25 protein-coding genes and 1 pseudogene are annotated in these 26,066 nt (G+C 65.9%); 11 read left to right on the forward strand and 15 right to left on the reverse strand.

Annotated elements, in window-relative coordinates:
- The first annotated feature begins 173 nt into the window (after positions 1-173).
- Together ACJ512_RS10515 and ACJ512_RS10520 are read left to right on the forward strand one after the other, a co-directional pair.
- Positions 174-761 carry an Mce protein gene (locus tag ACJ512_RS10515; RefSeq protein ID WP_407689640.1) on the forward strand — a complete coding sequence of 196 codons (588 nt, stop codon included), beginning with the start codon at positions 174-176 and terminating at the stop codon, positions 759-761.
- On the forward strand, positions 758-1,141 hold the full coding sequence (locus tag ACJ512_RS10520; protein WP_407689641.1) for a transglycosylase family protein: 384 nt from the start codon (positions 758-760) through the stop codon (positions 1,139-1,141). The genes ACJ512_RS10515 and ACJ512_RS10520 overlap by 4 nt, the downstream gene beginning before the upstream one ends.
- A gap of 25 nt (positions 1,142-1,166) precedes the next feature.
- Here ACJ512_RS10520 and ACJ512_RS10525 read toward each other — a convergent pair whose 3' ends face one another.
- The 7 genes and pseudogenes from ACJ512_RS10525 to ACJ512_RS10555 all read right to left on the reverse strand — a co-directional run bounded on the left by ACJ512_RS10525 (position 1,167) and on the right by ACJ512_RS10555 (position 7,183).
- Positions 1,167-1,496, reverse strand: coding sequence for a hypothetical protein (locus ACJ512_RS10525; RefSeq protein WP_407689642.1), 330 nt, complete (start codon positions 1,494-1,496; stop codon positions 1,167-1,169).
- 246 nt (positions 1,497-1,742) lie between these two features.
- Positions 1,743-2,018 carry a hypothetical protein gene (locus ACJ512_RS10530; protein WP_407689643.1) on the reverse strand — a complete coding sequence of 92 codons (276 nt, stop codon included), beginning with the start codon at positions 2,016-2,018 and terminating at the stop codon, positions 1,743-1,745.
- Entirely contained in the window at positions 2,018-2,368 is a 351-nt protein-coding gene (locus ACJ512_RS10535; RefSeq protein WP_461480049.1) for a replication initiator, read from the reverse strand. The genes ACJ512_RS10530 and ACJ512_RS10535 overlap by 1 nt, the downstream gene beginning before the upstream one ends.
- Before the next feature lie 207 nt (positions 2,369-2,575).
- Complete coding sequence (locus ACJ512_RS10540; protein ID WP_461479882.1) at positions 2,576-3,886, reverse strand: ISL3 family transposase; 1,311 nt, start codon at positions 3,884-3,886, stop codon at positions 2,576-2,578.
- Positions 3,887-3,997: 111 nt separating this feature from the next.
- Positions 3,998-5,305: pseudogene (locus tag ACJ512_RS10545) on the reverse strand (replication initiator); the annotation flags it as partial.
- Positions 5,302-6,744: an FtsK/SpoIIIE domain-containing protein gene (locus ACJ512_RS10550; RefSeq protein WP_407689542.1), complete on the reverse strand. Its 1,443-nt coding sequence runs from the start codon at positions 6,742-6,744 to the stop codon at positions 5,302-5,304. The pseudogene ACJ512_RS10545 and the gene ACJ512_RS10550, both read right to left, overlap by 4 nt.
- Before the next feature lie 100 nt (positions 6,745-6,844).
- On the reverse strand, positions 6,845-7,183 hold the full coding sequence (locus tag ACJ512_RS10555) for an SCO3933 family regulatory protein (RefSeq protein WP_407689541.1): 339 nt from the start codon (positions 7,181-7,183) through the stop codon (positions 6,845-6,847).
- A gap of 94 nt (positions 7,184-7,277) precedes the next feature.
- On the opposite strand from ACJ512_RS10555, the gene ACJ512_RS10560 reads away from it, so the two are divergent.
- The 4 genes from ACJ512_RS10560 to ACJ512_RS10575 all read left to right on the forward strand — a co-directional run bounded on the left by ACJ512_RS10560 (position 7,278) and on the right by ACJ512_RS10575 (position 11,838).
- A complete protein-coding gene (locus ACJ512_RS10560) occupies positions 7,278-8,549 on the forward strand; it encodes a hypothetical protein (RefSeq protein WP_461480114.1) in 1,272 nt (423 codons plus the stop codon).
- Positions 8,546-9,265: a creatininase family protein gene (locus tag ACJ512_RS10565; RefSeq protein WP_407689539.1), complete on the forward strand. Its 720-nt coding sequence runs from the start codon at positions 8,546-8,548 to the stop codon at positions 9,263-9,265. The genes ACJ512_RS10560 and ACJ512_RS10565 overlap by 4 nt, the downstream gene beginning before the upstream one ends.
- Before the next feature lie 729 nt (positions 9,266-9,994).
- The gene (locus tag ACJ512_RS10570; RefSeq protein WP_461480050.1) at positions 9,995-10,330 is read left to right on the forward strand and encodes a sigma factor; all 336 of its coding nucleotides are present in this window, start codon (positions 9,995-9,997) and stop codon (positions 10,328-10,330) included.
- Between the two features lie 72 nt (positions 10,331-10,402).
- Positions 10,403-11,838 (forward strand): IS3 family transposase gene (locus ACJ512_RS10575; RefSeq protein WP_407689799.1). Its coding sequence is split into 2 segments (ribosomal slippage): positions 10,403-10,763 and positions 10,763-11,838, totalling 1,437 coding nucleotides; the frame shifts between segments, so codons are not numbered across the junction.
- Between the two features lie 391 nt (positions 11,839-12,229).
- Here the strand turns inward: ACJ512_RS10575 and ACJ512_RS10580 are convergent.
- Positions 12,230-12,916: a TetR/AcrR family transcriptional regulator gene (locus ACJ512_RS10580; protein WP_407689711.1), complete on the reverse strand. Its 687-nt coding sequence runs from the start codon at positions 12,914-12,916 to the stop codon at positions 12,230-12,232.
- Between the two features lie 116 nt (positions 12,917-13,032).
- Here ACJ512_RS10580 and ACJ512_RS10585 point away from each other — a divergent pair, with 116 nt between their 5' ends.
- Positions 13,033-13,200 (forward strand): hypothetical protein, encoded by a 168-nt coding sequence (locus tag ACJ512_RS10585; RefSeq protein WP_407689710.1) that lies wholly within the window; start codon positions 13,033-13,035, stop codon positions 13,198-13,200.
- Between the two features lie 52 nt (positions 13,201-13,252).
- On the opposite strand, the gene ACJ512_RS10590 is transcribed toward ACJ512_RS10585, so the two are convergent.
- The 3 genes from ACJ512_RS10590 to ACJ512_RS10600 are packed head-to-tail and all read right to left on the reverse strand — an operon-like array spanning position 13,253 to position 17,234.
- Positions 13,253-13,903 (reverse strand): TetR/AcrR family transcriptional regulator, encoded by a 651-nt coding sequence (locus tag ACJ512_RS10590; protein WP_407689709.1) that lies wholly within the window; start codon positions 13,901-13,903, stop codon positions 13,253-13,255.
- On the reverse strand, positions 13,903-16,815 hold the full coding sequence (locus tag ACJ512_RS10595) for an MMPL/RND family transporter (RefSeq protein ID WP_461480051.1): 2,913 nt from the start codon (positions 16,813-16,815) through the stop codon (positions 13,903-13,905). Before ACJ512_RS10595 ends, ACJ512_RS10590 begins: the two co-directional genes overlap by 1 nt.
- Positions 16,812-17,234: an MmpS family transport accessory protein gene (locus ACJ512_RS10600; RefSeq protein WP_407687886.1), complete on the reverse strand. Its 423-nt coding sequence runs from the start codon at positions 17,232-17,234 to the stop codon at positions 16,812-16,814. Before ACJ512_RS10600 ends, ACJ512_RS10595 begins: the two co-directional genes overlap by 4 nt.
- Positions 17,235-17,781: 547 nt before the next feature.
- On the opposite strand from ACJ512_RS10600, the gene ACJ512_RS10605 reads away from it, so the two are divergent.
- Positions 17,782-18,819 (forward strand): patatin-like phospholipase family protein, encoded by a 1,038-nt coding sequence (locus ACJ512_RS10605; RefSeq protein ID WP_407687890.1) that lies wholly within the window; start codon positions 17,782-17,784, stop codon positions 18,817-18,819.
- Positions 18,820-18,921: 102 nt separating this feature from the next.
- Positions 18,922-19,689, forward strand: coding sequence for a sulfite exporter TauE/SafE family protein (locus ACJ512_RS10610; RefSeq protein ID WP_407687889.1), 768 nt, complete (start codon positions 18,922-18,924; stop codon positions 19,687-19,689).
- A gap of 75 nt (positions 19,690-19,764) precedes the next feature.
- Here the strand turns inward: ACJ512_RS10610 and ACJ512_RS10615 are convergent, their stop codons facing one another.
- Complete coding sequence (locus ACJ512_RS10615; protein WP_407687885.1) at positions 19,765-21,303, reverse strand: DUF7159 family protein; 1,539 nt, start codon at positions 21,301-21,303, stop codon at positions 19,765-19,767.
- 185 nt (positions 21,304-21,488) lie between these two features.
- On the reverse strand, positions 21,489-21,926 hold the full coding sequence (locus ACJ512_RS10620; protein WP_407687884.1) for an anti-sigma factor antagonist: 438 nt from the start codon (positions 21,924-21,926) through the stop codon (positions 21,489-21,491).
- Between the two features lie 156 nt (positions 21,927-22,082).
- Between ACJ512_RS10620 and ACJ512_RS10625 the strand changes: the two genes are divergently transcribed.
- A complete protein-coding gene (locus ACJ512_RS10625; protein WP_407687883.1) occupies positions 22,083-22,703 on the forward strand; it encodes a TetR/AcrR family transcriptional regulator in 621 nt (206 codons plus the stop codon).
- A gap of 17 nt (positions 22,704-22,720) precedes the next feature.
- Here the strand turns inward: ACJ512_RS10625 and ACJ512_RS10630 are convergent, their stop codons facing one another.
- Both ACJ512_RS10630 and ACJ512_RS10635 read right to left on the reverse strand, forming a co-directional pair.
- Entirely contained in the window at positions 22,721-23,386 is a 666-nt protein-coding gene (locus ACJ512_RS10630; RefSeq protein WP_407687882.1) for a DedA family protein, read from the reverse strand.
- The gene (locus tag ACJ512_RS10635) at positions 23,383-24,252 is read right to left on the reverse strand and encodes an SGNH/GDSL hydrolase family protein (protein WP_407687881.1); all 870 of its coding nucleotides are present in this window, start codon (positions 24,250-24,252) and stop codon (positions 23,383-23,385) included. Before ACJ512_RS10635 ends, ACJ512_RS10630 begins: the two co-directional genes overlap by 4 nt.
- 73 nt (positions 24,253-24,325) lie before the next feature.
- Between ACJ512_RS10635 and ACJ512_RS10640 the strand changes: the two genes are divergently transcribed.
- Positions 24,326-25,972 carry an acyl-CoA synthetase gene (locus tag ACJ512_RS10640; protein ID WP_407687880.1) on the forward strand — a complete coding sequence of 549 codons (1,647 nt, stop codon included), beginning with the start codon at positions 24,326-24,328 and terminating at the stop codon, positions 25,970-25,972.
- The last annotated feature ends 94 nt before the right edge of the window (positions 25,973-26,066 follow it).

The following is a 26,066-nucleotide window of genomic DNA, read 5'->3' on the forward strand; positions in this document are numbered from 1 at the left end:
CACCTGCGCATGCCGACCACGCGGCGAACTGAACTGAACGTTATGGCCTCATATATCTAGATCAGCCGTTATGTGTTTGATGCGGTTCCTTTCTCGAATCCCGACAGGTGTCGACGAGACTATGGCTGTTCACGATGGTGCATCAGAGGCAGCGAGGGGACGGGTAATCGCGCATGGAAGCTTTGCACAACACCGCATCGGCTGGGGTCCTCGACGACGTCTGCACTCGCGAATCTTCTGATCCCGCACCGGAATCCGAGAACAACGGCCCACGCCATCTGCATCTGCGCATCCCGCTTCGATGGCTCGCCATCGGCGCACTGGTTGCTGCGTTGACCGGGACCGCCAGTTGGGCGGCTTGGGCGGCCATCGAGCACCACCAACGCGATGTCGCCGCGACACAGGCACTGGCGGCAGCCAAGAAATATGCGCTGACGTTGTGCAACATCGACGCCACCACGGTCGACAAGAACTTCACCGAGCTCTTCAACGATTCAACCGCAGAATTCAATGAAGCGCACAACACCCGCGCAGTCACGCTGCGCCAGATGCTGATCGACAAAAAGGTCACGGCGCACGGGACTATCGCTGAGGCAGCAGTCCAAACCGCCACCTCGAACACGGTCCAGGTGGGGTTGCTTGTCGACCAGTCGGTGAGTACGCGCGACACGGTCAACCCCGAGATTGAGCACACCCGTATCACGTTGACCATGGAAAAAGTGAGCGGCCGGTGGTTGGCCAGCGATGTGAAGCTGCGGTGAAACCAGCGGCCGGGCTGGCGGTGGTGGTGGCGGCCGCCTCGATAGCGCCCGTGCGCGCCGCGCCGATCGACTGGAACGCCCTCGCGCAGTGCGAATCCGGCGGTAACTGGTCAGCCAATACCGGCAACGGTCATTACGGTGGCCTACAAATCAGCGAGGCCACCTGGCTCGCCAACGGTGGCCTCGGATCGCCGGCGACAAGTCCTCCGCAAGAACAGATCCGGGTGGCGAACAACATCATGGCAACCCAGGGACCCGCGGCCTGGCCGAAATGCGCGACCAGCACAGGCGCGGTGGTGCCGGGCTCCATCACCTACATCCTGACGCACCTGCAAGGCGCCGCGGGCAGACCCTGCGTGAACCCGCTCAAGTGCTTTTGAGCGTCTCAATCCGCGCTGGCTCCCGTCAATTAGTGGCCGCGATCCGCCGGATCGCCTCGGCGGCACGCGCGTGAGCCAGCCGCTGCCGTTCGGCCAGCCGATCTGTTACTGCCTGCACCTTTTCCGCCTCTAAGCGCGGTTGTTCGACTTCGACACGTCGCCGCTGGATGTGGCGCTTCCGCTCGATCCCCGCACCGATTCCGGAGACCAATAGTGCCGCTAGGGCGACAGCGGCGATTACCAGCGCCCACCCTGACTGCACACCGAACCCGGACACGATTGCACCAGCGACTACCCCCACCAGCGCTCTGACGAGCACGGTTTTGATCGCTTCCGGCGCCAATCCGCCATTCACCGCGAGGCTCCCTCCTGTGGAAGGCTCCCGGCCGGGGGGAGGTATTTGGCCGGGAGCCTCAACAAGAGCATAGCAAATCTAAATAGATCATCTAGCTATATCCCCGTTATACTGCTGTATCCGGGATCACAGGAGCACCGACACCACCGCGATCTTTGAATTGGTGGGTACTGGCGGTGAATTGCGTGCTGGCTGGACTGGTCTGGATGTAGGTCGTCAGCAGGCCATCGTCAAAGCGGTGTTGGATCACGCGGTGATCGCCCCGGGCACCCCTGGTTCGCGCCGTCTGGATATCGGCCGGGTGGCGCCGGTGTGGCGGGTCTGACCCGCCGGCGACGCCGGGTGGTCTGTCCCGAGCAGGGTGGCGATGCGGGTAATGACGGTCGGGTCGGTGATGGTGACCGACAGGCCTTGGCGTTCACATGAGGCGGTGAGCCAGGCGATGAACTCCGGGCGCTCGTGCAGCGGGACCGCGCCGGCATCGTGGTTGCCGGCGGTGCCGTCCGCGGGTGTCGTGGCCATCACCCGGCGCCGCGTGGTGGCGGTGGGATGCGGGTGGTGACAGTGCGGGATTCGGTGATCGCGGTGATGCGGGCGCCGATGTGGCGTAGCGCTGCTGAGATGACCAGGACGCGGTCCCCGGCGCTGGTGTGTCCGGCGCGGTCGAATTCCCAGAGCATCTCATCGGTGTCGATCGGTTGCTGTCGCCCGCCTGTGCTCGCCGTCACGTCGTCAGCGGAATGGGCGGATTGCGGATCATCTTGTGGCTGTGAATGTTTGGTGATCTGGTGGCGGGTCCAGGTGGCGCGGGCGGCGCGCAGGGCGCCCATGGTGGTCGAGTAGTGCCGCGATTTGGGGCTCTCCTGACGCATCCGTGGGTCCGATCTGGTGATGGTTGGACGTTTGTCTGGTCCTTTCCGCGATAGTTGCTTTTGGCGCTGCCTCGCGTAGGGAGGGGTCCATGTGGAGCCCCCGAGCGCAGCGAGGCGGAACGACATGGACGCCGACGAGCGGGTGGCGCAGAATCGGCAACGCTCGGGGAAGGGGGCACCCTCCGAGAGGTGCCCTGGTGGGGGGTGTCAGCCGCGGCCGGGTAGGGCGGGTCGCTGCCCGCCGAGGGCGAGCATGGCCAGGGCGATCAGTGCGGCGGGGTTGTGGAAGCCGAATGCGATGCGGGTCAGGACCCGGATCTTGGTGTTGGTGGATTCGATCAGTCCTTGGGATAGGCCGTGGTCGAGGGCAGCGTCGATGGCTTGACGGTGGCGCACGATGCGGCGGGCCAGCTCGACGAACACCGGGATGCGGCAGCGCCGCGCCCAGGAGGTCCATTTATCGAGGGCGTCTTTGCCTTGTTGGCCTTTGACCGAGAACACATGCCGCAGGCCCTCTTTCAAAAGGTAGGCGCGGTAAAGCCGGGTGTCGGTTTTGGCGATCCAGGCCAACTTGGCGCTCTGGCGTTCGGTGAGGTCTTCGGGGTTTTTCCACAGCGCGTAGCGGGCGGCTTTGAGTCGGCGGGCCTGCTCGTGTCCGGGTCTGGGTGCGGCGTCGTTGGCGGGGCGGCCGCGGCGGCGTTTGGGCTCGCTACGGGCCAGCGTCCGCGCATCGTTCCAGGCCCGGCGCCGCTCGGCATCAAGGGCCTCGGTGGCCCAGGACACGACATGAAACGCATCGGCGCACAGGATCGCGTCCGGGCAGCGTTCGGCGACCACGGCAGCGATCCAGTCCGCGGCATCGGCGGAGACGTGGGTGATCAACGCGGCCCGCTCAGCACCCAAAGCGTCGAAGAAGCGTCGCAGGGTCGCCTTGTCGCGTCCCGGCGCGGCCCAGACCAGATGCCCGCTGTCGTGGTCAACGACCACCGTCAAGTACTTGTGGTGGCGTTTGTAGGAGATCTCGTCGATGCCGATCCGGCGTAGGTTGGCAAACCGATCAACAGTCTTTTCGGTGTCGGCCCACACCCGCGCCACGATCGCCCCGACGGTGCGCCACGCGATGCGCATCAACTCGCAGACCGCCGTTTTCGAGCAAGCCACCGCCAGCCAGGCCACCGTGTCATCGAAGGCCAGCGTGTGTCCGGCGTGATGACGCGCCCACGGCACCGCAACCACGGTCGGCCCGTGGGTGGGGCAGTTCACCCGCGGCGCCTCGGCCTCCAACAGCACTTGCACCGTCCCCAAATCCAGGCCCCGCCACCGGCGGAGACCCTCCCCGCGGTCATACCAAGGCGCCTTGCTCCCACAGCGCCCACAACGCTGTGAAACACCGCTGCGTGGGCGCACCCGCGCCACCACCACCTCGGCGCCCTCGTCCTCCTCGCAGAATTCGATGTCCTCGACCACCGTGCGCCTATCGACACCCAGCAGCGCACGCCATAACCTCGCATTGCGCACGTCGTTGCCCGCTTCCTTTGGTTCCTGACCTTTGACAGCCAGAAACCCTAAGCCACAACGACGTGCGCCTACTCAGCGCACAAAACCACCCACGGAAGCGTCAGGGGAGCCCGATTTGGTGGTGATATGGCCGCGATACCCGAGGGTGTGCAGCCAGCGACCGATCCCCGCCAACGACGGGCCTGCGGAGGCTGTGTGTTCGCCGAGTTCGGCGATAGTGACCAGGATGGCCCGAACATGTTCAGTAACGTCGAGTTCGCTGATCGCTTCTGCTGATAGGCGCCGGGCGGTGATGCCGAAGTCGTGCAGGGATTTGGTGACGTATTTCGCCAGATACGCCGCGACCCGACGCGGCGACAACCGCGATACCGTCATGCGTGCGGTGTCGTCGACTTCGGAATCGCCTGCGGTTATCGGCGTTTCGGGTGTCAATGGTTGGGTGTCGATCTGGGTGCCGAATCGCGGCGCCCGCACTGCCCCTTGGTCGGAGCCGCCGTCAGCGGCAACCTCGATATTGACGTGGCCTGCGGCGTGTTGGATCAGGGCGGCCAGCTCGGCGGCGGTGATCGGTGACGACCAGCCGGGATGCCGGTCGGCTACCGGACGGGGCTCCCCACCACCCCGCGGGGCGGCGGGGCCGTGAGGATCGTGGTCACCCCATGCGGTGGTGTCGGTGTCGGCTGGTGGCGGGTCGAGGCGGATCAGGGCGTGGATGTGCGGGATGGCACGTGATTGCAGTTCGACCACCTTCACAAAACTTACCCGAACCGAATTCGTAGATATTCCAACGGTTTTCAGGTGTGTTTTGACGGCGCGCCGTAGTGCGATGGTGAAGCGGCGCCACAGTTCGGGCAGATGCCAGGTGAACAGGACATGCCCGAGGTAGTCGTAGCAGTCCCGGCATAATGGCTGGCCCACCATAGGATCATCGGCACTGTGGATTATGGTGCAGTGCAAGGGTTTTCCGTGTCGGCAGCGGCTATCTGAGCTGGCGCTTTTGCGAGCGTGGCAGGGTGTTCCGGTGGCGTTGTGCACCGCCCCGTAGCTCGGGGCGGTCAGGGTGGTGAACACTTGCGGTCGGGCCGCGACCTCAACCGGGATGTCGTGGTGGCCGCCGGCGGCTCCGGCGTGGACCAGTTGCCAGGTGTCGCGGGCGTAGAGGTCTGAGCATGACGGGCACACGGTCGCGCGGCGGTTGTTGCAGCGTGTCCACACGGTGTGCTGGCGGCCGGCGGTGTCGGCACCGGATAGTTGGATGGGGTGGGCGCAGAACCCGACCGATTCGGCGCGGCGCCACCACGACCCGTAACTCGGTGAGGAGGCGCGGCGCAGCATCTGGGTGATCACCGGCCCGGTATCAGCGGTGGTGGGTAGCCCCGGCAACACGATCACCGGGCTGTCGGTTGCGATGGTGCTCACCGCTGCCCCCGATCGTCACCGTTGCCGGTGTCGGGGGCCGTGTGTCCCGCGTTGCCTCGTGTGCGGGGTGCGGGGAATGTGCGGGCCAGGGCGGTGATGTCGCGGTCGGTGACGTGGAAGGCCCGTACCCGGATCGGGTCGGTGGTGCCGTCGATCATCACATAGCCGACGCCGGGTGTGGCGTCGGCGATGAGGTCGCATTCGGCGCCGGCATCGCGTGCTCTTTGGCCCAGGACCATCGCGGTTTGGGTGGCTTCGGTCATGCGCAGCCCGATCCGCACGGTGAACAGTTGGCGCACCGGCAGGGTGTCTTTGGCCGGGTCTTGCACCGCGGCGACCACCGAGATCCCGACGGCGCGGCCCTGGGAGAGCAGCAGGCCGAGCAGTTGTTCGGTCTCGGTGCGTAGTTTGCGGTCGGTGAGGTAGGCGGTCAGGGCGGCGATCTCGTCGATGACGACCACGATCAACGGTTCGGCCGGGGTGGGGGTGTGCAGGCGGGTGTGTCCGCGCAGCCGGTTGGCCCGCGCCTGCATGACTGCCACCAGCTCGCGCAGCAATTCGATCATGGGTTGGCCGGTGTGGTGGCAGAACCGGGAGAACATCGGGGCGCCGGCGCCCAGTTCCATGCCGCCTTTGGGGTCGATCACGCATAACCGCACCCGCCCGGTCGCGACCTGTGGTGCCAGTCCGGCGATCAGTGACCACAACACCGAGCCTTTCCCGGCTCCGGTGGCACCGGCGATCAGGATGTGGTGACCCAGCACGGGTAGCTGCCACCAGCGCCGTGTCTCGGTGATCCCGACCCGCACCGCAGCCAGGTCGACCAGGGTTGCCCGCCTGGGCATCGGCAGGTGAATGGGTTGGGCCAGCACGTCACCGCGACTGATGATGATGCGCAGCTCGCCGGGGGCGCTGGCGCGGATCGTGACCCGATCCGCCCGCCACGCCGCCGCCAACGCATCGCCGCGCTTGTGCCAATCACGGATCGATTGGCCGGCCACCACCCGCACGATGAGCACGTCGGCGTGATCCCCGATCCGCACCGACCGCAAGGCTGGAACCAGGGCGCGCTCGCCCAGCTTGGCGCACAAGCCGTGCAGGGTGCACACCGAGGCCCAGGTGCGGTGATAGCGCCACCAGGCCAGCCAGCGTTGCCGCACCGGGCCGCTCACCCACGCGGTGAACGAGGACGGCTCCACGACTGCCCAGCCGATATAAGCCGCGGCAGCCAACCCGGCGGTCAGCAAGCCCGCGCCGGGGCCGTGAGCGATGGCAACCCAGATCGAGACGATGACCGGGATACTGAGGACGGGGAACAGGATTGCCCACCACAGCAGCTGCCCGGTGGCTTTGACCAGTCCCCAGATCAGCTCGCCGACCCAGTCATCATCAGATGCTTGATTAGTGGTGCGGTTATTACGGTTTGGAGTATTCGACACGACGGTCTGCCTTCGCTTGCGACGGGAAAAGAAGGGGCGGGAGCGCTGGCCGGCAGCCCACACGGGCACGCTGTCGTGGGGCTGCCGGACCGGCGTGCGGTTACCGGGCCTGCTGGCCCGCCTTCGCGGCGGCTGCCGGGTCGGCGGCGGTGATGGCCTCGGCGCGATACGCGATGCCCGAGCGGCCGTCCTGTGACCACGGCAACGCCACCAGACCCGACACCGCAACCGGTTGCCCGACAATCACTTTCGGCTCACCAACCACGGTGACTGCCAGCACCTCACCGCCGGTGCCGTCCAGGGCGATCAGCTGGACCTGCCACAACACCTGCCCGGTCGCCTTGTCGATGCGTGGTGCTCCGGTGTCGAAATTGGTGCGCTGCTCAGGAATCCGGGTGCACAGAAACGTCACGCCGGTGGTGTCGATTCGTAACTTCATGGATTGCTGTCCTTCCTCGTGGTGTCACGCGGTCTGTTCGGCCGCGACTCAAGGACAGCGCCACCCCGGCTGCCGCCGATAGTGACAGCCAGTGATGGGGGTGATAACCGAAAACGTGCACGCACAGCTGACCTGGGCCGATGTGTGCGGCATGATCGAAGCCATGGCCGCAGCCGACCCGATCCGGGCACGCAACGCGCAGCGGCTGCGCGCTGCCATGGACCAGTACGGTTACAGCCTTCGTGAGCTGGCAATCGAGGCTGAGAATGTTCGCCGGCTGCGTGGCGACGACGACGTCCCTACCCGCGAAACCCTCAAACGCGAAATCTCTCACGTCTTGGCGACCGGCAAGATCGGCCCGATGTGGCGTGACGACCTGGCCGCAGTGTTCGGCGTCGAACCCGATGAGTTCTTCGTCGTGCCGATCGAGAGCCAGTTGCCGCACCCGTTGTTGCTGCAGCTTCCCATCGACAGCGACGTACTTGACGTCATCCACGCTCAGCAACATGCCCATATCCGGGCCGAGCACGCCTTCGGCCCCCAGCACGCCCGCCCGCTCGTCGAGTCCGATCTGGTCACGATCGAATCCCTCATCGCCCATGCGCCACCACAGCTCAAACCACAGATGCGGCACGCTGCCGGGACAATCGCCGAGGTCGCCGGATGGATCGCCCAAGACCTCGGCGATCACACCGCCGCTGAAAAACTCACCAACACCGCCGCCCTGCACCTACGGTCGGCCGGCCCGGAACTGAACGCGATGATCTTGATGCGGCAGTCCAACATTCTCGCCCGCACCAACCCCGACCTCGCCGCTGACCTGGCCGCCGACGCCGCCGAACTCATCGACGGGCGAGACGTGGGTCGCCTGGCCGCAAGCATCGCCCGCCAACAAGCCCTCGCTGAGCTGGCCAACCACAATGAGAATGCTTTTCACCGCCACGCCGCCGCAGCGCTAGACCTCAGCGGCATCGCTCCCACGGCCCACGACCGTGCGATCTACGCCCACGGCGCCTACGTTGCCAGCGAGATCGCCTCCGGCTACCTACGTATTGACCACCCGGACAAGGCGGTAACCCTGCTTGACGGGCACCATCACGCCTGGACATCAGACCAGCACCGCGACCGGGCGGTGGCCGATATGCGACTCCTGCACGCCTACATCGCCGTCGGCGAATACCAGCAAGCGCTGGCACTGACCGCCACAGCGATCCCGGGCTACCTGTCCGCACCCTCGCAGCGAGCCCGACTTCATCTCGCCAAAGCAGGCACAATCGTCAGGGACCGTCGACGACGCAACAAAAGCCCTGTCCTGCAACAACTCGCCGGACGCATAAAGAACGCCACCCAAGGAGTCACCGCATGAGCCGCCGTGTCATCCCCGACACCACCACCGCAGACTCCGTTACCACCAGCACCGTCGCGGTCCTGCCGGTCGGCTCATTCGAACAGCACGGCCCCTACCTGCCGTTGGGCACCGACACTCTCATCGCTTGCACTATCGCATCATCAATCAGTGAGCACCACAACGTGTTTCAGCTATCGCCCGTGGCATTCGGCTGCTCCCACGAGCACGCCGCCTATCCCGGCACTGTGAGCATCAGCGCAACCACGCTAGCCGCCGTCGTCGCCGACATCACCGAATCACTTGCCCACCAGAACATCACCGCGTTGATCGTCGTCAACGGCCACGGCGGCAACGCCGTACTCACCAACGTCGTGCAGCAAGCCAACCACCCGCGGGCCCCCATCAAGGTCGGGCTCTACCCCAGCCGCGAAGACTGGGCTGAGGCGCGCATCGCCGCAGGAATCCAAACCAGCAACCACGACGACATGCACGCCGGCGAACTAGAAACCTCCCTCCTGCTCGCCGCCTGGCCCGACTACCTGCGCGACGGATGGCAAACCAGCGATCACATGGCCAGTGACCGCCGCTACCTCACCACCCTCGGCATCCGCGCCTACACGCCCACCGGCGTCATCGGCTCCCCATCGCAGGCCACCGAAACCAAGGGCAACAAAGCCCTCGACCACCTCGGCCGCAACGCCGACACCCTGATCGGACTCCTCACCACACGTTGAGCACAACCGGCAGCTCGGCGGCTACCTCCGGGCTGCGCTGCGCTCCCTTCGCTTCCGTCCGCTGGCGCTCCCGTCCGCGCCGGTCGCTCCACTGCGCCCTGCGTCCGCCGCCGAGCACCAGACCAGCGCCCACCACCCAGTGAGAACACCGGCCGTGTTCGCGCCTACCGCCGCCAGGCCAACGGCGTTGGCGCCTCTCGCGCGGCGACCAGAGCCGGGCCAGACCGCCGGCCACCGTGGGACACATGCCCTGACCTTCGCGCGTGAGAACTTTCTTCACTGCTATCGAGCATTATCACGCGACCAGCCGGTGACCCCCACCACCTGATCCAGAATCTGACCCCTGTCCGCCTTGGACGCCTTCACATACGCCCTGGCGAACTTCGCGGTGATCTCGGCGCGAGACGACATCGACAGCCCACTTCCCATGCCTGGCGAGCATCACCGTTTCGCGGGCATTCTTACGTGATGCACCGAGGGCGTTTCGCGGGCATTTTTCGTGATGCTTGCCGGCGTTTCGCGGGCATTTTTCGTGATGCTTGCCGGGGCATATTTACATGAGGCATTACGGACCTCGCTCTCGCCGCGCAGGACAAGACATGACTGCCACTGTGCTTGTAGGGAAGCAGAAATTCTCATGTCCCACAGAGATACTCGATCGCCCACCAGCTAGGCGGGGCCCCACCGCTCTGATTGCATCCCAAGGACAGATAGCTAATCTAAATTGCTATGCGAAGTATCCTGCGCATTGAGCCCGTCGACGCTGCGCAGCGTTGGTCGCACCGCACTGACCGCGAAGGCTCGGTGCCGACCGCGGGAAGCCTCGCACCACACACCGACGCCGACGGTGAGCACTCGGAGCTCACGAGACGCTTCCAACGCGAAGTTCTTCCGTTGATGGATCAGCTCGGACGCCAAGCACGCAGGATGACTCGCAACCACACCGACGCTGAGGATCTGGTGCAGGAAACCATGATGCGGGCCTATGCCGGGTTCCACTCATACCGGCAGGAAACCAACACCAAGGCGTGGCTATCTAGGCCGTGCACCCGGAACCCTGTGTGACAGGGTTAGGTGAGACAGCAGCAGTAGCCGATTATCGCTACAGGGCGAGACAGGATCACCATTTCCGTGACTATGACGATCGCATCCCTGCAGGGGTGCGCTGATACTGATCAAGTGGACAGCGCGCCGGATCCAGGTGCTCGGGCCCGGCGGCGCACGTTTACCGCTGAGTACAAGGCCCGGATCCTCGATGAGTACGACGCGCTGCCGGCGGGTTCGTCCGAGCGTGGTGCGTTGCTGCGCCGCGAGGGCCTGTATAGCTCGCACATCGCCGAGTGGCGCAAGGCCCGCGACGCCGGTGCCCGTGCCGGGCTGGCGTCGCGGGGCAAGCCGAAACGCAGCGCTGAGCAGGTCGAGCTGGACAAGCTGCGGCGGCGCACCAAGGCGCTGGAAGCCGAGCTGAGCCGCACCAAGCTGGCCCTGGAGATCACGGGAAAAGCACACGCGCTCTTGGAGATGCTCTCCGGGAGCGCGGACTCCGAGCCGAGGTGCAAGCCGTGATCGGCGAGCATCTGCCCGCCCTGGAGGCGGCGACGTCGACGACGCGGGCGTGTGAGTTGCTGGGCGCGTCACGGGCCACGCTGTATCGGCGCCGCAACCCGCCACCACGCCCGGCGCCGCGGGCTCGGCCGGAGCCGCCCAACAAGCTCACCGAGGCCCAACGCCAGCAGATCCTGACGGTGCTGCGATCGGCGGAGTACTGCGATCTGGCACCGGCGCAGGTGTGGGCGCGGCTACTCGATGACGGCATCTACTTGTGCTCGATTCGCACCATGTACCGGCTTTTAGCCATTGCCGGGGAGAATCGGGAGCGGCGCCGTCAGCGCACCCACCCGGCGCGCAAGAAACCCGAGCTGATCGCCACCGCACCCAACCAGGTCTGGTCGTGGGACATAACGAAACTGCAAGGGCCGCAACGCGGTATCTTCTATCAGCTGTATGTGATCATCGACATCTTCTCGCGCTACGTGGTCGGTTGGACCCTCGCTGCCACCGAGACCGGTGAGTTGGCCAAGCAGTTCATCGACGACACGCTGGCCAGCCACGGCATCGAGCCCGGTCAACTGGCCCTACATGCCGATCGCGGCACTTCGATGACCTCCAAGCCGGTCGCCCAACTGCTGACCGACCTGGGTGTGGACCGCAGCCACAGCCGCCCGCATGTATCCAACGACAATCCCTACTCGGAGGCCAATTTCAAGACCCTCAAGTACTGCCCGGCGTTCCCGGCCCGGTTCGGCTCCATCGAAGACGCCCGCGCCTTCTGCGGCGCATTCTTCGATTACTACAACCATGAACATCGTCACAGTGGCATTGCGCTACACACCGCGGCCTCAGTGCACTACGGCACCGCAACCCAGATCCAGGCCCAGCGCGCCGCCACCCTGGATGCGACCTACGCCGCCAACCCCGCCAGATTCCGGCACCGCCGACCCACCCCACCGAAACTGCCCACCGTCGCCTGGATCAACCAACCAACCCCCGAAGCACTCATCAAATCCGCGTAAGAAACTGTCTCACCGGCCTTGACATGTTCCGGAACGGTTCGTCCGCAAACCGCCGGAACCGCCGAAGACCCCGGAAACCTCGTGGATCAATCGACCCAACCAACCAGAGGAGGACGCTCAGTAAATACCGCTCAACGGCGCCTCATTCAGGTTGACAGGTTCCGGCCGGGTGCAATATCAATGGAGTTGAGCAAGTGCGGCGTATGAGCCACTGGCGATTCCTAATCGTTGAGTAACGAGCGTTGGTGTGGCCCTTGCCGTTCCGAACCTGGCTCGGGCTGATCAGGGTGCAGCCTCCAGCACCAGGAGCCGATCAACCGGCTCATAGCCTCACATGGGGTTGGTGGAATCCACAAAACCGTCAGCAGCGCGGCGCGCTTTCCCGCTTTTCTTAGCGTCCGACTTCGTTGTCATGTTCTCGCGGCGGCACGATCGGCGAAGGGTGGGGTTCTTCGCGGAATTTCTCCAGCGATCCGCCGACCTCGACGATCCCTTTGAGCGCATTCCAGCTCAGCATCGTCAGGTAGTCGATCAACTCGTCGCGGCTCATCCGCGGGTACGACATCCAGGAGTGGGTGGCCAGCTGCACGCCGCCGACGATCAGGTACGCCCACGGTTCCACACCGCCGGTGTCCATCCCGGCGTGTTGCATGCGCCGGCGCATCATCACCGCGAGCATGCGGGCAATGATCCGCTCGGAGTCGGCGATCACTTTGCTCTTGCTGGCCGAACTGTTGGCCATCACGAACCGGTACGGCTCTGGCTCGGAGGCCACGGTGTCGACGTAGACCCGGATGACCTCGCGGGCCAGGTCGAAGCCGTCGAGGTTAGAGGTAAGCGCCGCAGCCATATTGGGAATCAGGATGGTTTGGGTGAACCGCATCATCACCGCGGTGGTGAGGTCGTTCTTGTCGACGAAATAGCGGTACAGCACCGTCTTGGAGACCCCGATCTGCGTGGCGATCTCATCCATGCTCAACGCGCCGCCGAGTCGGCGAATCGTGTCGATCGTGCCGCCAACGAGTTCGTTACGACGCTCCACCTTGTGCTGATGCCAGCGCCGCTTGCGCCCATCCATCTTGGCGCTCACAACCGTGATTTGCTCTGCCACTGTCGCCGATTTCCCATTCCTTAGACGCACTTGATACTACGGCGTGTCAGGCCCGGTTCGCGGCCCTAACCATCGAACACGCCATGATCATCGCCGCGCACAACATGCTCACCAACGGCGACTTCTACCGTGACCCCGGCGCCAGCTACTACTCCGCCCACCAGCCCGCCCGAACCAAATCTCGAGCAATCAACCAACTCGAATCCCTCGGCTACCGAGTCATTCTGGAACCACTCACCGAATCCGCCTAACCCACCACCTCGCCGCGTCACCGGTTGTGGTCACCCAATTTTCGTGTCAGGACTAATTAGTGTTTGCCGCGCGCACAGCAGGCAGAATCAGCGTGTCGATGACTCTGCGGATGAACTTCGCGTCGACGCTTTGACCGTTGATGACACGGATCAGCCCCATCCCCGTTAAGGTGTCGGCGATAAGGGACCAGTCCCGGTCGGGTGCGATTTCGCCGCGGGCCGCGGCCTGTTGGAGGATGGCCGTCACCAGGCGCCTGCCCTTCGGCAGCATCAGGTCGTCGAGGGCTGAGGCGAGTTGCTGATCGTGCACCGCCTCCATCGCCACTCGCAGCACCAGATCGTGGGAGATCAAGTCGTCGTCGGTACTTGCGACACGTTCGACCAGTGCGTCGAAGTCGCCGGCAAGGCTGCCGGTGTCTGGGGCATCGTCCTCGATGAGGTCGGGCCGCCAGTACACAAGCGCATCGGTGAGCAACGCGGCTTTCGATGACCAGCGGCGGTATATCGCGGCTTTACCGACACCGGCTCGCGCGGCGATGTCGTTCATATTGGTGTCGTTGTAGCCGTTCTCGGCCAATGCGGCCAGCGCGGCGTTGAGGATCGCGGGATCGCGCGATCGATCGAGGCGGCCTTGGGTGCGTTGGCGCAGTTTCGATTCGGTGTCTGTCTGACGTCCCGATCCAGCGACCAACAACTCCATCATCAGCTTGACTGATCAGTTCGCGACACCGACACCGCCGTGGTCGAAATGGGCGCGGTGTTGTCCTCGGCCGGCTGTGGTGGCTGGGGCCCGCTACGGCCACGCCGGGTGATCTCAAAGGTGTTGAGCGGCCACCAGAACCAGCGGCCCAGCGCCGCAGCGATCGATGGCGTCATGAACGAACGCACGATCAACGTGTCGACAACCAGGCCGATACCGATGGTCATGCCGAGCTGACCGACCACGCGCAGGTCGCTGACGATCATCGCCATCATAGTGAAGGCGAACACCAGACCGGCAGCGGTGACGACGCGTCCGGTGGCCCCGATGCCGCGGATGATGCCTGTGTTGAGCCCGGCGTGTATCTCTTCTTTGAAGCGCGAAACCACCAGGAGATTGTAGTCCGAACCGACTGCCAGCAGGATCACCATCGACAACGGGATCACGATCCACTGCACGCCCAGGCCCAGGATGTCCTGCCAGAGCAGCACCGACAAACCACACGCGGTACCCAAGGATGCGGCCACGGTGCCGACGATCACGACGGCAGCCACCACACTGCGGGTGATCAACAACATGATCGCGAAAATCAGGATCATCGCTGCGATGATCGTGATCGCGAGGTCGGTGACGACGCCGTCCTGCATATCGGCATACAGCGATGCGGTGCCGGCGAGTGAGACCTTCGCATTGCTCAGTGGGGTGCCCTTGAGGGCGTCGGCGACGACACCTTTGAGGCCCCGGACATGTTCGATACCCTGCACCGAGGCTGGGTCGCCCTGGTGGGTGATGATCATCCGGACCGCCTTGCCATCGGGTGACATGAACATCTTCATCCCACGTTTGAAGTCGGGGTTGTTGAACACATCCGGCGGCAGGTAGAACAAATCGTCGTTCTTGGCCTGGTCGAAGTACAAGCCTATCTCCGTCGCGCCTTTGGCCAACTCCTGTTGCTGGGCCTGGGTGCCGGCCTGGGTGCTGTGGGTCGCGATCATGAAGTCGCGCATTTTCCTCATCGAGTCGATGGTGTTCTGCAGCACCGGCAACATCTGCGGCAGCAAATGATCCATACGGTCTAAATCGGTGGTGAGACCTTGTATCTGATCGGCGAGTTCGTCGATGCCGTCCAGCGCATCGAAGATGGATCGCAAAGACCAGCAGGCGGGGATGTCGTAGCAGTGCTTTTCCCAGTAGAAGTAGCTGCGAATAGGTCTGAAGAAGTCGTCGAAATCAGAAATCTGGTCCCGTAGCTGGTTGGTGGTGGCCGCCATGTCGTGGGTCCTGCCGACCATACTGTGCGTGACTTCGGTCATCTCCTTGGTGATGGTGTACATGCGTTGCATGTTGGCGATGGTCTTGCTCAGCTCGTCGGCCTGTTCGAGCATCTGCGCCGAGTTGTCGTTGTTGAACTTTGCGGCCTGCAGGGTGCCGGCGTTTTGCGCGCCGAGCAGGAATGGGATCGAGCTGTGCTGGATCGGTGCGCCCAGTGGGCGGGTGATCGTCTGCACCCGATCGATGCCCCGCATGCGAAAGACGTTCTTGGCGACCTTTTCGATTACGAGCATGTCCGCGGGGGTGCGCAGGTCATGATCGGCCTCGAGCATCAACAGTTCGGGGTTCATGCGGGCCTGGGAGAAATGGCGGTCCGCGACGCCCATGGCACGGTTGGCGGGCATATCGGCGGGGGTGAACTTCTGGTCGTTATACTGCGGCACGTAGGTCATCAGGGCGACGAAGCCAATGACGGCGATCACGCAGGTCACCAAGACGATTGGAATGGGCCAGCGAACCACGGAGGTGCCGACCTTGCGCCAACCCGGCGACGAGACCACGTTGTGCTTGGGGTCGAGCAGACCGAACTTCGACGCCACCGTCAGGATCGCCGGCGCCAGTGTCAGGGCTGCGGCGATGATCACCGCAACCGCGATCGCACAGGGCAGCCCCATGGTCTGGAAATACGGCAGCGTGGTCATGGTCAGGCATAAGCAGGCCCCGACGATGGTCAGTCCGGAACCCAGGATGACGTGCGAGACGCCGCTATAGGCGATGTAGAACGCGTCTTCGGAATCGAGGCCTTTCGATCTTTCCTCGTGATATCGCCCGAGCAGGAAGATCACATAATCTGTGCCGGCGGCCAAGGCCAGCATCGTCACCATGCTCACCGCGTACGGGGTCAAGCCGATGATGTTCAGGTTGCCCGCCGTGGCCGTAATGCCCTGTGCAGCAAATAGTTCCAGGCCGATGATGACCATGGACACGAGCATCGTCACCACGGAGCGGTAGATGATGAGCAGCATCACGATGATGACGCCGACCGACACCACCTCCATGGTCGCCATGCTTTGATGCCCGGCCACGCTGGTGTCGGCGTTGAGCACGGTATTGCCCGCGACATAGGCCTTGATACCCGGCGGCGCGGGTACCGAGGCAACGATGTCACGTACCGCTGCCACCGACTCGTGGCTGGGTGTCGTGCCCTGGGCGCCATTGAGGAAGATCTGCACGTAGGCGGCCTTGCCGTCTACACTCTGCGAGCCCGCCGCGGTCAGCGGATCGCTCCAGAAGTCCTGGACGTTCTGCACGTGCTTGTGATCGGCGTTCAGTTTGGCGACGATCTTGTCGTAGAACTTGTGCGCGGCGTCGCCGAGCTTGTCCTTACCCTCCAGCACGACCATTGCCGTGGAGTCCGAATCGTACTGCTGAAACACCTTGCCGATGTGCAGCATCGCCCGATACGACTCAGATTTGGTGGGGCTGATCGGCACGGAACGCGTCGCCGCGACAGCATCAAGCGACGGGGTCAAAATGCCCAGGCCCACCGCCACCAGCACCCAGAACAGGATGATCGGCAACGAGAAGATCCGAACCATCCGACCAACGAACGGGCGATGGGCCTTCGTGTGCGCGTTACTCATACGGATTTCACCAAGCAGTAGATGAACGGTTTAATTGTGTCGGTGCTCGCCCGGTCGTCGCGCACCGCGCCGTCGACGGTCACCCGACACCGAAGGTCATGGGTGTTGCGATCGCCCTGGGCAAGGATGTTGGCCGACATCGACGGCAACGTCGTCACGATTGTGAACGACCAAGGCAGCGGGGCATTTTCGATGAGATGGGGTTGGCCGTTCTCATCGAGGTAGTTGAGGTTCGCAGTCCCGCCCGTCCCGGTGATCTCGTACCTGATGTGCTTCGGATTGAAGTTCTCGGTAATTCCGGAGCCCTCCGCCAAATTCGGGCCGTGATGGCCTGTGGACTCGCGAATGCGGGTAATCGCATACGCGCCCAGTGCAACGACCACCACAAGTAGTAGCGGGATCCAGAACCGCCTCAACACTCGAAACACCGCGTGCGTTCCCCCAGCTCTTCGTTTCGTTCACACCCGCACACCCCAAGGCCTAGCTGGAACTCAAGTTCCGAGATACGGGTTGTGGGGAACTGTACAGCACGGGCAGACGGTTTTCTCTACCCCCAGAACACCCTTCAGTCCGAAGCCGGCGCAAAGCCACCCGAGCGCCCGTTGATCGCCGTCGGCACCGTCGAGTGGGCCGAGCAGGCTCTGATCTGACCGCGCCGCGGTCGACTCATCTGACGCATCATCGGTGGAGACATGTCAGCCCCCACCTCAGGACCACGCAAAGTGTGTGGAACGCGCTCGTTCTACAACACCCTTACGAGAACACCTACGAGGAGATCGACGTCTTCATTCGCGCGGTACGCCGCATCGCCGAGAAGGCACTAACACCGGATGTCCGTGCTTCGCCGAGCATCAGTTACTCGACCCGGGTTTGGTAGTGTGTCCGGTGATGGTTCAGCGTTCCCGTGACGGCGGCCGGCGTCACACTCCGGAGTCGAAGAGGGCCTCGCAGCACGCCGGCGCCAAGATCGCTGACTTGGTGCTATCAGGTGGCGGTGTCAAAGGAATCGGCCTGGTCGGAGCCGTAGCTGCGTTGATGGATGCCGGCTATCGGGTGGGACGCGTCTCCGGCACCTCGGCGGGATCGCTGGTGGGTGCCGTCGTGGCGGCCGGCGCCCGGGATGACCAGTTGACCGGGGCGCAACTCAAGGACATGGCGATGTCATTGCCATACCGGAAATTCCTGGACCCGGCAGCGGCCACTAGGGTGCCGTTTCTGGGCCTGGGGTGGGCAGCGATCACCGGTCGCGGCCTCTACCGCGGCGATTTCATCCGCGATTGGGTCGACGACCAACTGCGCAGCCTCGGTGTACGGACCTTCGGCGACCTAGCGGTCGACGATTCGGATCTACCGCCGGAGCAGCGTTACCGTTTGGTGGTGACGGTGGCCGATGTGACCCGCGGACACCTGGTTCGGCTGCCCTGGGATTATCGCCGCCTCTATGGCCTTGACCCCGACGAACAGTCCGTGGCCGATGCGGTGCGGGCATCTATGGCGATCCCGTTCTTCTTCCGCCCGGTGACCATCACCGGTACCACCGGGGCGACCTCCACATTGATCGACGGCGGCTTGTTGTCGAACTTTCCGATGTACTCGCTGGATCGCACCGACAGCAAGCCTCCGCGCTGGCCCAGCTTCGGGGTCACGGTGATGGCTCAACGGCCCGGTGAGGGCGACGGCGATCCCTCCCCGGTGCTGGTGCCGCTCGTCCATCTGCCAGGCTCACCGAGCTTGCTCGAAGGACTGGTCAACACGGCGCTGCTGGGTCATGACGGAACCTACTTGAGCCAGCCGGCAGTCGCCGCTCGGACCATCGTCGTGGACTCCTCGGGAATCGGGTACCTCAATTTCAACATTTCTTTGGCCGACCGCCGGAAGCTCTACGCCGAGGGCTACTCGGCAGCACAGAGCTTCCTGACCACCTGGGACTGGCGTAGCTATCTGCAGCGGTTCCACCCCGCCACATTGGCCGACCCCCCGACAGACTCCGATCAATCCGCTTGATCCGAAAACTACTGGGGGCAAATGGGTTCGGGCCGCAACCCGAACGGAGCGGGTAGATTATCGACTTGTCACCAAGGTTTCCTGCCTGTGGTGCTCTGGAACGTGGTGTTGGTCAGCCTGGCCGGGTTCGGCGCCGGGGCGATCAACGCCCTCGTCGGCTCCGGCACCCTCATCACGTTTCCGACCCTGGTGGCTCTGGGGTATCCGCCCGTCACGGCGACCATGTCGAACGCGGTCGGTCTGGTGGCCGGCAGCGCGTCGGGCACCTGGGGCTATCGTGCCGAGTTCGGCGGGCAGTGGGATCGGCTGCGATGGCAGATCCCGGCATCGTTGACCGGTGCCGCGCTGGGCGCATTTCTGCTGCTGCACCTGCCCGCCAGGGTGTTCACCGAGGTCGTGCCCGTGCTGTTGGTGCTGGCCCTGGCGCTGGTCGTGAGCGGCCCGCGGATTCAGTCGTGGGCCCGCCGGCGGGCGGAGAAGGCGGGGCGCTCCTCCGAGCATGTCACCCCGGCACGCATGGCCGTGCTGGTGCTCGGCACGTTCGCGGTCGCCGTCTACGGTGGCTACTTCACCGCCGCGCAGGGCATCCTGCTGGTCGGCGTGATGGGGGCCCTGCTGCCGGAGTCGATGCAGCGGATGAACGCGGCCAAGAACCTCACCACCCTGCTGGTGAACATCGTTGCGGCTCTTGGCTACACGTTGGCCGCCCCGGACCGGATCAGCTGGCCGGTCGCCGGGCTGATCGCGGCCGGCTCGTTGGTCGGGGGATCGATCGGGGCGCGTTACGGGCGCCGGCTCTCACCGGACGCGTTGCGCGCCACGATCGTGGTGGTCGGCCTGATCGGGCTGTACCGCCTGGTCACGGTGTAGCCCGCGCCGTTGCGTGGCGCGCCCTCGAAGCCCGAAGTACCTCAGAGTCCGAAGTACCTCAGAGTCCGAAGTACCTCAGAGCCCGAAGTGCGGGAATGCAAACGGGAACCGCGGCAGCGCCGGCAGTTGCGGCATGATCGGCGCGGGCGGGCGAAAGACGGGCAACGACGGCGCGGGCAGGACGGGCGCCTTCGGCAGCATCGGTGTCGGCAGTCGCAGCGGTTGGGGTGTCGGCAACTGCAGGGCCGGTGGTTTGGGCAGTTGCACCGCGGGCGGTTTCGGCAGTTGCACCGCGGGCGGTTTCGGTGGTCTGGGCAGCTGCAGCGGTGCCACCGAAACGGGGTGCGGCGCCAGCAGCGGCGCGATGTTGGGAACGGGCGGCAGCGGCGCTGCAGCGGGCATGGGAACCGGCATGGGAACCGGCACCGGAACCGGGGCCGCGACGGGAACCGGGGGAGGCGGAGCGGCGGGCACCGCCACGGCGGGCCTCGGCAGGTCCGGACTCGCGCCCCTGGGCGCAACGACCTCGGGGACGGGGCGCGTCATCGGCGCGGGCTGGCTGTGGGGGGCGGGCGCCTGGCGGGTCGGGACGATGATGTTCTGCTCGGGATTGGGCTGCAGGGCGACGGTCGTGCGGATGTTGATCGCCAGCGCGATCTCCAGCGCCACCGCCGCGCAGGTGAAGATCACCGCCAGCACGCTGCTGGTCAGCAGCACCGGCCTGCGGCGCTTGCGCGTGGGGCCCGCACCCCGGCGGCCGATGCCGGTCAGCAGCGTGGTCTCGGCTTCCGCGGACGGCTCCGGGATGTCGCTGTACGCGACGGGGCGCTCGGCCGGTGGATCGGCGACGCCGGGGTAGTCGTACAGCGCGTACGGCGGCACCTCGCCGGTGCCGGGATCCTGCGCGTAGGCCAGCGCACCGGTGGACAACACCAACAGCGGCGCGTTGGCCGACGCCAGCGCCGCGCCGCGCGCCAGGGCCGCCCGCGGCTCCTCCGGCGCGCTCACCGCCAACGGCGTCACCGCCTCCAACGCAGCCTTGAGCCGGGCCGTGTCGACCCCCTGGCCGACGAGGAACACCCCCTCGGGAGGCATCTCCGAGGCGTTGGAGCCGGCGATCATCGCGGCCAGCTGGACGGCGGTGTCGGCAAGGGAAAGCGCCCGCCGTTGCCTGCGCACCCCGGTGATCGAACCGTCCTCGGAGTCGATCACGGCGATCGTGGCGAAATTGGGATCGACGAGCAGCATCGCGGTGTGGCGGTACCCGATCGCCTGACCGACCGTCTGGGTCAGCGCGGCCGCGGCCAGAAACGCCGAAACCAGGGTCACATCGCGGATCCCGTTGTCTGCCAACGCTTCCTGCAGCGCGGCGGCCTCGACCGGGTTCGTGTAGGCCACCCCCGTCGACGCCAGGCGGTAACCGCCCTCGGCGGCGCCCTGCCGCGTGCCCAGGATCGCCGAGATCACGTGTCCGGGTGCGTTGCGGGTCGCGGTGTCCGCCGCGGAGATGCGCACGGTGTCCTCCTCGACGGTCACGCCGTCGGCGTTCTCGCCCTCGAGGAGCACCATGCGCACCGCGGTGGATTCCATCGAGATCCCTAGTGCGACGTCCACCGCGCCTCCCGAGTCCGCTCCGGCCCGCCCCGCTGGCTGCGAGGCGCCGCCCGTCCGTGCCATCTACAAAGCTTCTCTAAGTTTGTCACCGTTTCGGGGCACGGCGTTAGCGTCCGGACGCGGCTGGGCGCTGTGAATCAGCTATGAGTTGGCGGGCCGTTGGACAACGAAGCGAACGGGAGCGGCTACCAGCGGGCGGTCGTGCCGAGCGCGGCGTCGGCGGTGGGATAGATGGGCAGCACGCCGCTCAGTCCGCACGCCGCGACGATGCGGGCGACGATCGGCTCGCGGCTCACCAGGCGCAGCTCGATGCCGCGGGTGCGGCAGCGTTCCGCCTCGTCGGCCAACACCGCGAACGCGCAGCAACCCATGAAGTCGAGCCCGGTGACGTCGACGACGAGGGGCCCCGGCGTGGTGACGACGCCGGCGGCCTCACTGACCAGCTGGCGCCAGGTGTGCTCGTTGCACGCATCGACCTCGCCCCCCGCGTTGACGAGGACCGCGCCGCCGACGCGGTCGGTGGTCGCCCGCAGAGTGCTGTGTGGATCGCCCAGTTCGTAGACCAGCCGCGTGCTGAGTGTCAAAGGGGGGCTGGATGTGGTGTCGGCAAATACTGGGCTCATTGTGGTGGCTCCCTGTTCGGCTGGCGTTGAAAACGCTGCGAAGGTTGCCCGTCCTATTGTCTGAAGACAGACCTCGCGAAGTGCGAATCTCATTTGTATAACAAGACAGGGCGGTCTGTCTACCCATGGGGCGCTAAGAGTAGCGTAAGGGAGGCTATGACAGGCCCTGACGCTGCGGTACCCGCGGTGCCGGCGCGCGAACGAATCCTCAGCGCAGCCTATGAATTGTTCAGCCGGCGTGGAATTCGTGCTGTCGGCACCGACGAGGTGATCGAACGCGCCGGGGTGGCGCGGGCCACACTCTATCGGCACTTCGCGACGAAGAACGACCTCGTGTTGGCCGTGCTGCAGCGCCGCGAGGAACTCTGGACCCACGGTCTGATCGAGGAGCAGTCCCGCAAGCGCGCCGACACGCCCGAGCAGCAGTTGCTGGCGATCTTCGACGTGTTGCACGAATGGTTCCAGCTGCGCGACGGTTATGAGGGCTGCTCGTTCATCAACGTGCTGCTCGAGGTGGGGCCGGACCATCCCGCCGGCCGGGCCAGCATCGCCCACATCGACCACGTCCGCGACATCGTGCGCCGGCGCGCGATCGCGGCGGGGCTGACCGATGTGGAGGGGTTCGCCTCCTCCTGGCACATCCTCATGAAGGGCGCGATCGTTCTCGCGGCGGTGGGCGACCGGGACGCCGCCCTGCGCGCCAAGACGATGGCCGGCACTCTCATCGAGGCGCATCGGCCGTCGTCGGACCCCGGTCTGGAGGAGGCGGCCGGCTGAACCGCCGGACCCCGGCTTCACACGGGGTCGGCGGCGGCGGTCCCGGTTCTGCGGCCGTGCTCGGCCTCGAGTTCGGCAATCGCCCGGGAGGTGCGCTCCCGCAGCAGGATTGCCGCCGTGACGCCGCACACGGCGGCGATGACGAACGCAATCCAGGAGAAGCGCTCCATCCAGCGCTCGGCGGCCATCCCGGCGAAGTAGACCAGCGCGGTGGTGCCGCCCGCCCAGCAGAGGGCGCCCGACATGTTGGCCGCCAGGAATCGCGGGTAGTGCATGTTGAGCGCTCCGGCCAGCGGCCCGGCGAAGATGCGCAGCAACGCGATGAAGCGGCCGAAGAACACCGCCCGGACACCCCAGCGGTTGAACAGCCTTTCGGCCAGCGCGACGTGTCCGGGCCCGAAATGTCTCGGGAACCGACGGCCGAGCCGATCGAAGAGCGGCATGCCGAACCGGCGCCCGATCGCGTAGCCGACGGAGTCGCCGGCCACCGCGCCGAGCACGGCGGCGGCGCCGACGAAGAGCGGATTGATGCCCAGGTCGTCGTACGACGCCATCAGCGCCGCGCTGACCAGCACGATCTCGCCGGGCAGCGGGATCCCGAGGCTTTCCAGCCCGACGACGGCCCCGACCACCAGGTACACCGCCAGCGGCGGGATCGTGTGCAGCAAGGCCTCCACGTTCATGGGTCAAGGATGCCCGACTCACGCATCATCCGCGGTGCAAACCCTTCCTCCCGCGGCGCGGAGCCGTTGTGCGGACCGCTCGGCGCGCTGAGCCGCTGCAGCCGGGGACGCTTCGGCACCCGGCCGTCGGCCGAGGATCGGCCGCGCAGCCGGCGCCAGATCCACGGGACGAAACTCTCGTGCGCCCAGCGCAGGTGGCCCCGGGCGCCGGCCGAGAAGGACAACCCCGCCGGGTCCGCGCTCGCATCGGCCCAATCATGGTTGCTGTCGGGCAGATTCAGCGCCTCGGCGGCCGCCGCGGCGAACAGGATATGACCCTTGGCGGAGGCGTGCACCCGGTCGATCGCCCAGGTGTCCAGTTCGCGCATCGAGGCCGCGTTGTACAGGTCGACCAGCCGGAAGCCGTACTGCCCGGCGGCGTCGCTGATCGCCTGGTTGATGCGGGCGAGCCGCGTCGCCACCAGCCGCCCGAGCGGGAGGAACTGCGCGACGTTCGGGAAGGTCGTCGTCACCACCGTCGCACCCGACTCGGCGAGCGCGGCGTGCAGGTGGTCGAGGTCGGCCAGGGCCCGGCCGAACGAGCGGCCCGGCTGGATGACGTCGTTCATCCCGGCGCACACCGTGATCAGGTCGGGCCGCATCGCCAGGGCCTCGGGAAGCTGCTCGGTGAGCACGTCGCTGATCCGCTTGCCGCGGATCGCCAGGTTGGCGTAGTGCAGGCCGGGGTGCAGCGCATCGATCATCGCGGCGAGCCGGTCGGCGAAACCCAGCAGGCCGGCGACGTCGTCGCCGTCCCACAATCCCTCGGTCTGGCTGTCACCTATCGCGACGTATCGGCAGTACCCGGCCCGATTAGCCCCGCACACGAAGCCGAGACTAATAGCAATCCGCGCGGAAATGCGTTGTAACCTGGCCCTCGCTCGATGCTGAGGAGTTTGTGTGCACGACGAGGGGTTCAATCTCGCCCAGGTGTTCGCCGCGGTGGCCGCGGCCAACCCCGACCGGGACTGCATCGTTTTCGGGGATCGGCGGTTCACCTACGCCCAAACCGACGAGCGTGCCCGCCGGTTCGCCCGCGCGCTGCACGACTGGGGGCTCGGCGCGCGCCGGGAACGCGCCGGGCTGGCACCCCACGAGTCGGGTCAGAGCCACCTCGGGCTGTACATGGCCAACTGCAACGAGTTTCTCGAGGCCATGCTCGGCGCCTATCAGGCCCGGGTCGCCCCCTTCAACGTCAACTACCGCTATGTCGCCGACGAGCTGGTATATCTGCTCGGCAACGCCCGCGCCGACGCCGTCATGTACCACGCGCGGTTCGCCCCGACGCTGGCCGAGACGCTGGCCGAGATGAACATCCGGCCCCGCCTGATCCACGTCGACGACGGCTCCGGGGTCGATCCGCTGCCCGGGGCGGTGCGCTACGAGGAGCTGCTGGCCAACATCTCCGACGCGCCGCTCGACCTCGCCCTCTCGCCCGACGACCTCTACGTGCTCTACACCGGCGGCACCACCGGAATGCCCAAGGCGGTGCTGTGGCGCCAGCACGACATCTACGTCAACGCGATGGGCGGGCGGGATCCGGCAACCGGGGAGCCGATGACCGGCCTCGCGGAGATCGTCGAGCGGTCGCGGGCCGGGGGACCGGGGTCGATGACGGTCGCACCGCTCATGCACGGCGCGGCGCAGTGGGCGGCCTTCATCAGCCTGTGCGCCGGCCGGCCCTTCGTGATGGCGCCGACGACCACGCACTTCGATCCGGCCGAGGCGTGGGCGCTGGCGAGCCGGGAGCGGGTGATGTCGCTGTCCATGGTCGGTGATGCCTTCGGGCGGCCGCTGCTCGACGAACTCGAGGCCGGCGATTACGACCTGTCCGGGCTGTTCGTGCTGGTCACCGGCGGGGCCGCGCTCAGTGCTCCGCTCAAGCAGCGCCTCGTCGAGCTGCTGCCGCATCTGACGATCCTCGATGCCGGCGGCTCGTCGGAATCGGGTGCGCAGATGGGGCAGGTGTCCTCGCGGTCGCAGAACGCGACCGGGCGGTTCGCGCCGAACCCCGGCGCGGTGGTGGTCAGCGAGGACATGACCCGCGTGTTGTCCCCGGGCGACGAGGAGGTCGGTTGGCTGGCCCAGCAGGGGCTCATCCCGCTGGGTTACCTGGGCGACCCGGAGAAGACGGCGCGCACGTTCCCGGTCATCGAGGGGATCAGGCACTCGGTGCCCGGCGACCGGGCCCGCTGGTACGCCGACGGCCAGATCGAGCTGCTCGGCCGCGACGCGGTGACGATCAACTCCGGCGGGGAGAAGATCTTCGCCGAGGAGGTCGAGGCCGCGATCGCCGGACACCCCGCCGTCTACGACGTCGTCGTCACGAGCCGGCCCAGCGTCCGGTGGGGCAACGAAGTGGTCGCCGTCGTGCAGCTGGCCGACGGCGCCCAGGCCGACAGCGACAGCATCATCGACGAGGCCGCCCGCCACCTCGCCCGCTACAAGCTGCCGAAGGCGGTCGTGTTCTGCGACCGGGTGCAACGTTCGCCGTCCGGCAAGGCCGACTACCGGTGGGCGAAAAGCGTTGTTGCAGATGCTGTTTGAGCGTCCTTTTCTCGTCAGTCGCACCGGTTTCTGGCGGTGCGGGCACGAAGAGTCCCGCGGCGCGTGGGGGCCGGTGCGGCGGTTGGGGCTTCTG

This window comes from Mycobacterium cajalii (assembly GCF_045809005.2).
In the GTDB taxonomy this organism is placed as follows: Bacteria; Actinomycetota; Actinomycetes; order Mycobacteriales; family Mycobacteriaceae; genus Mycobacterium.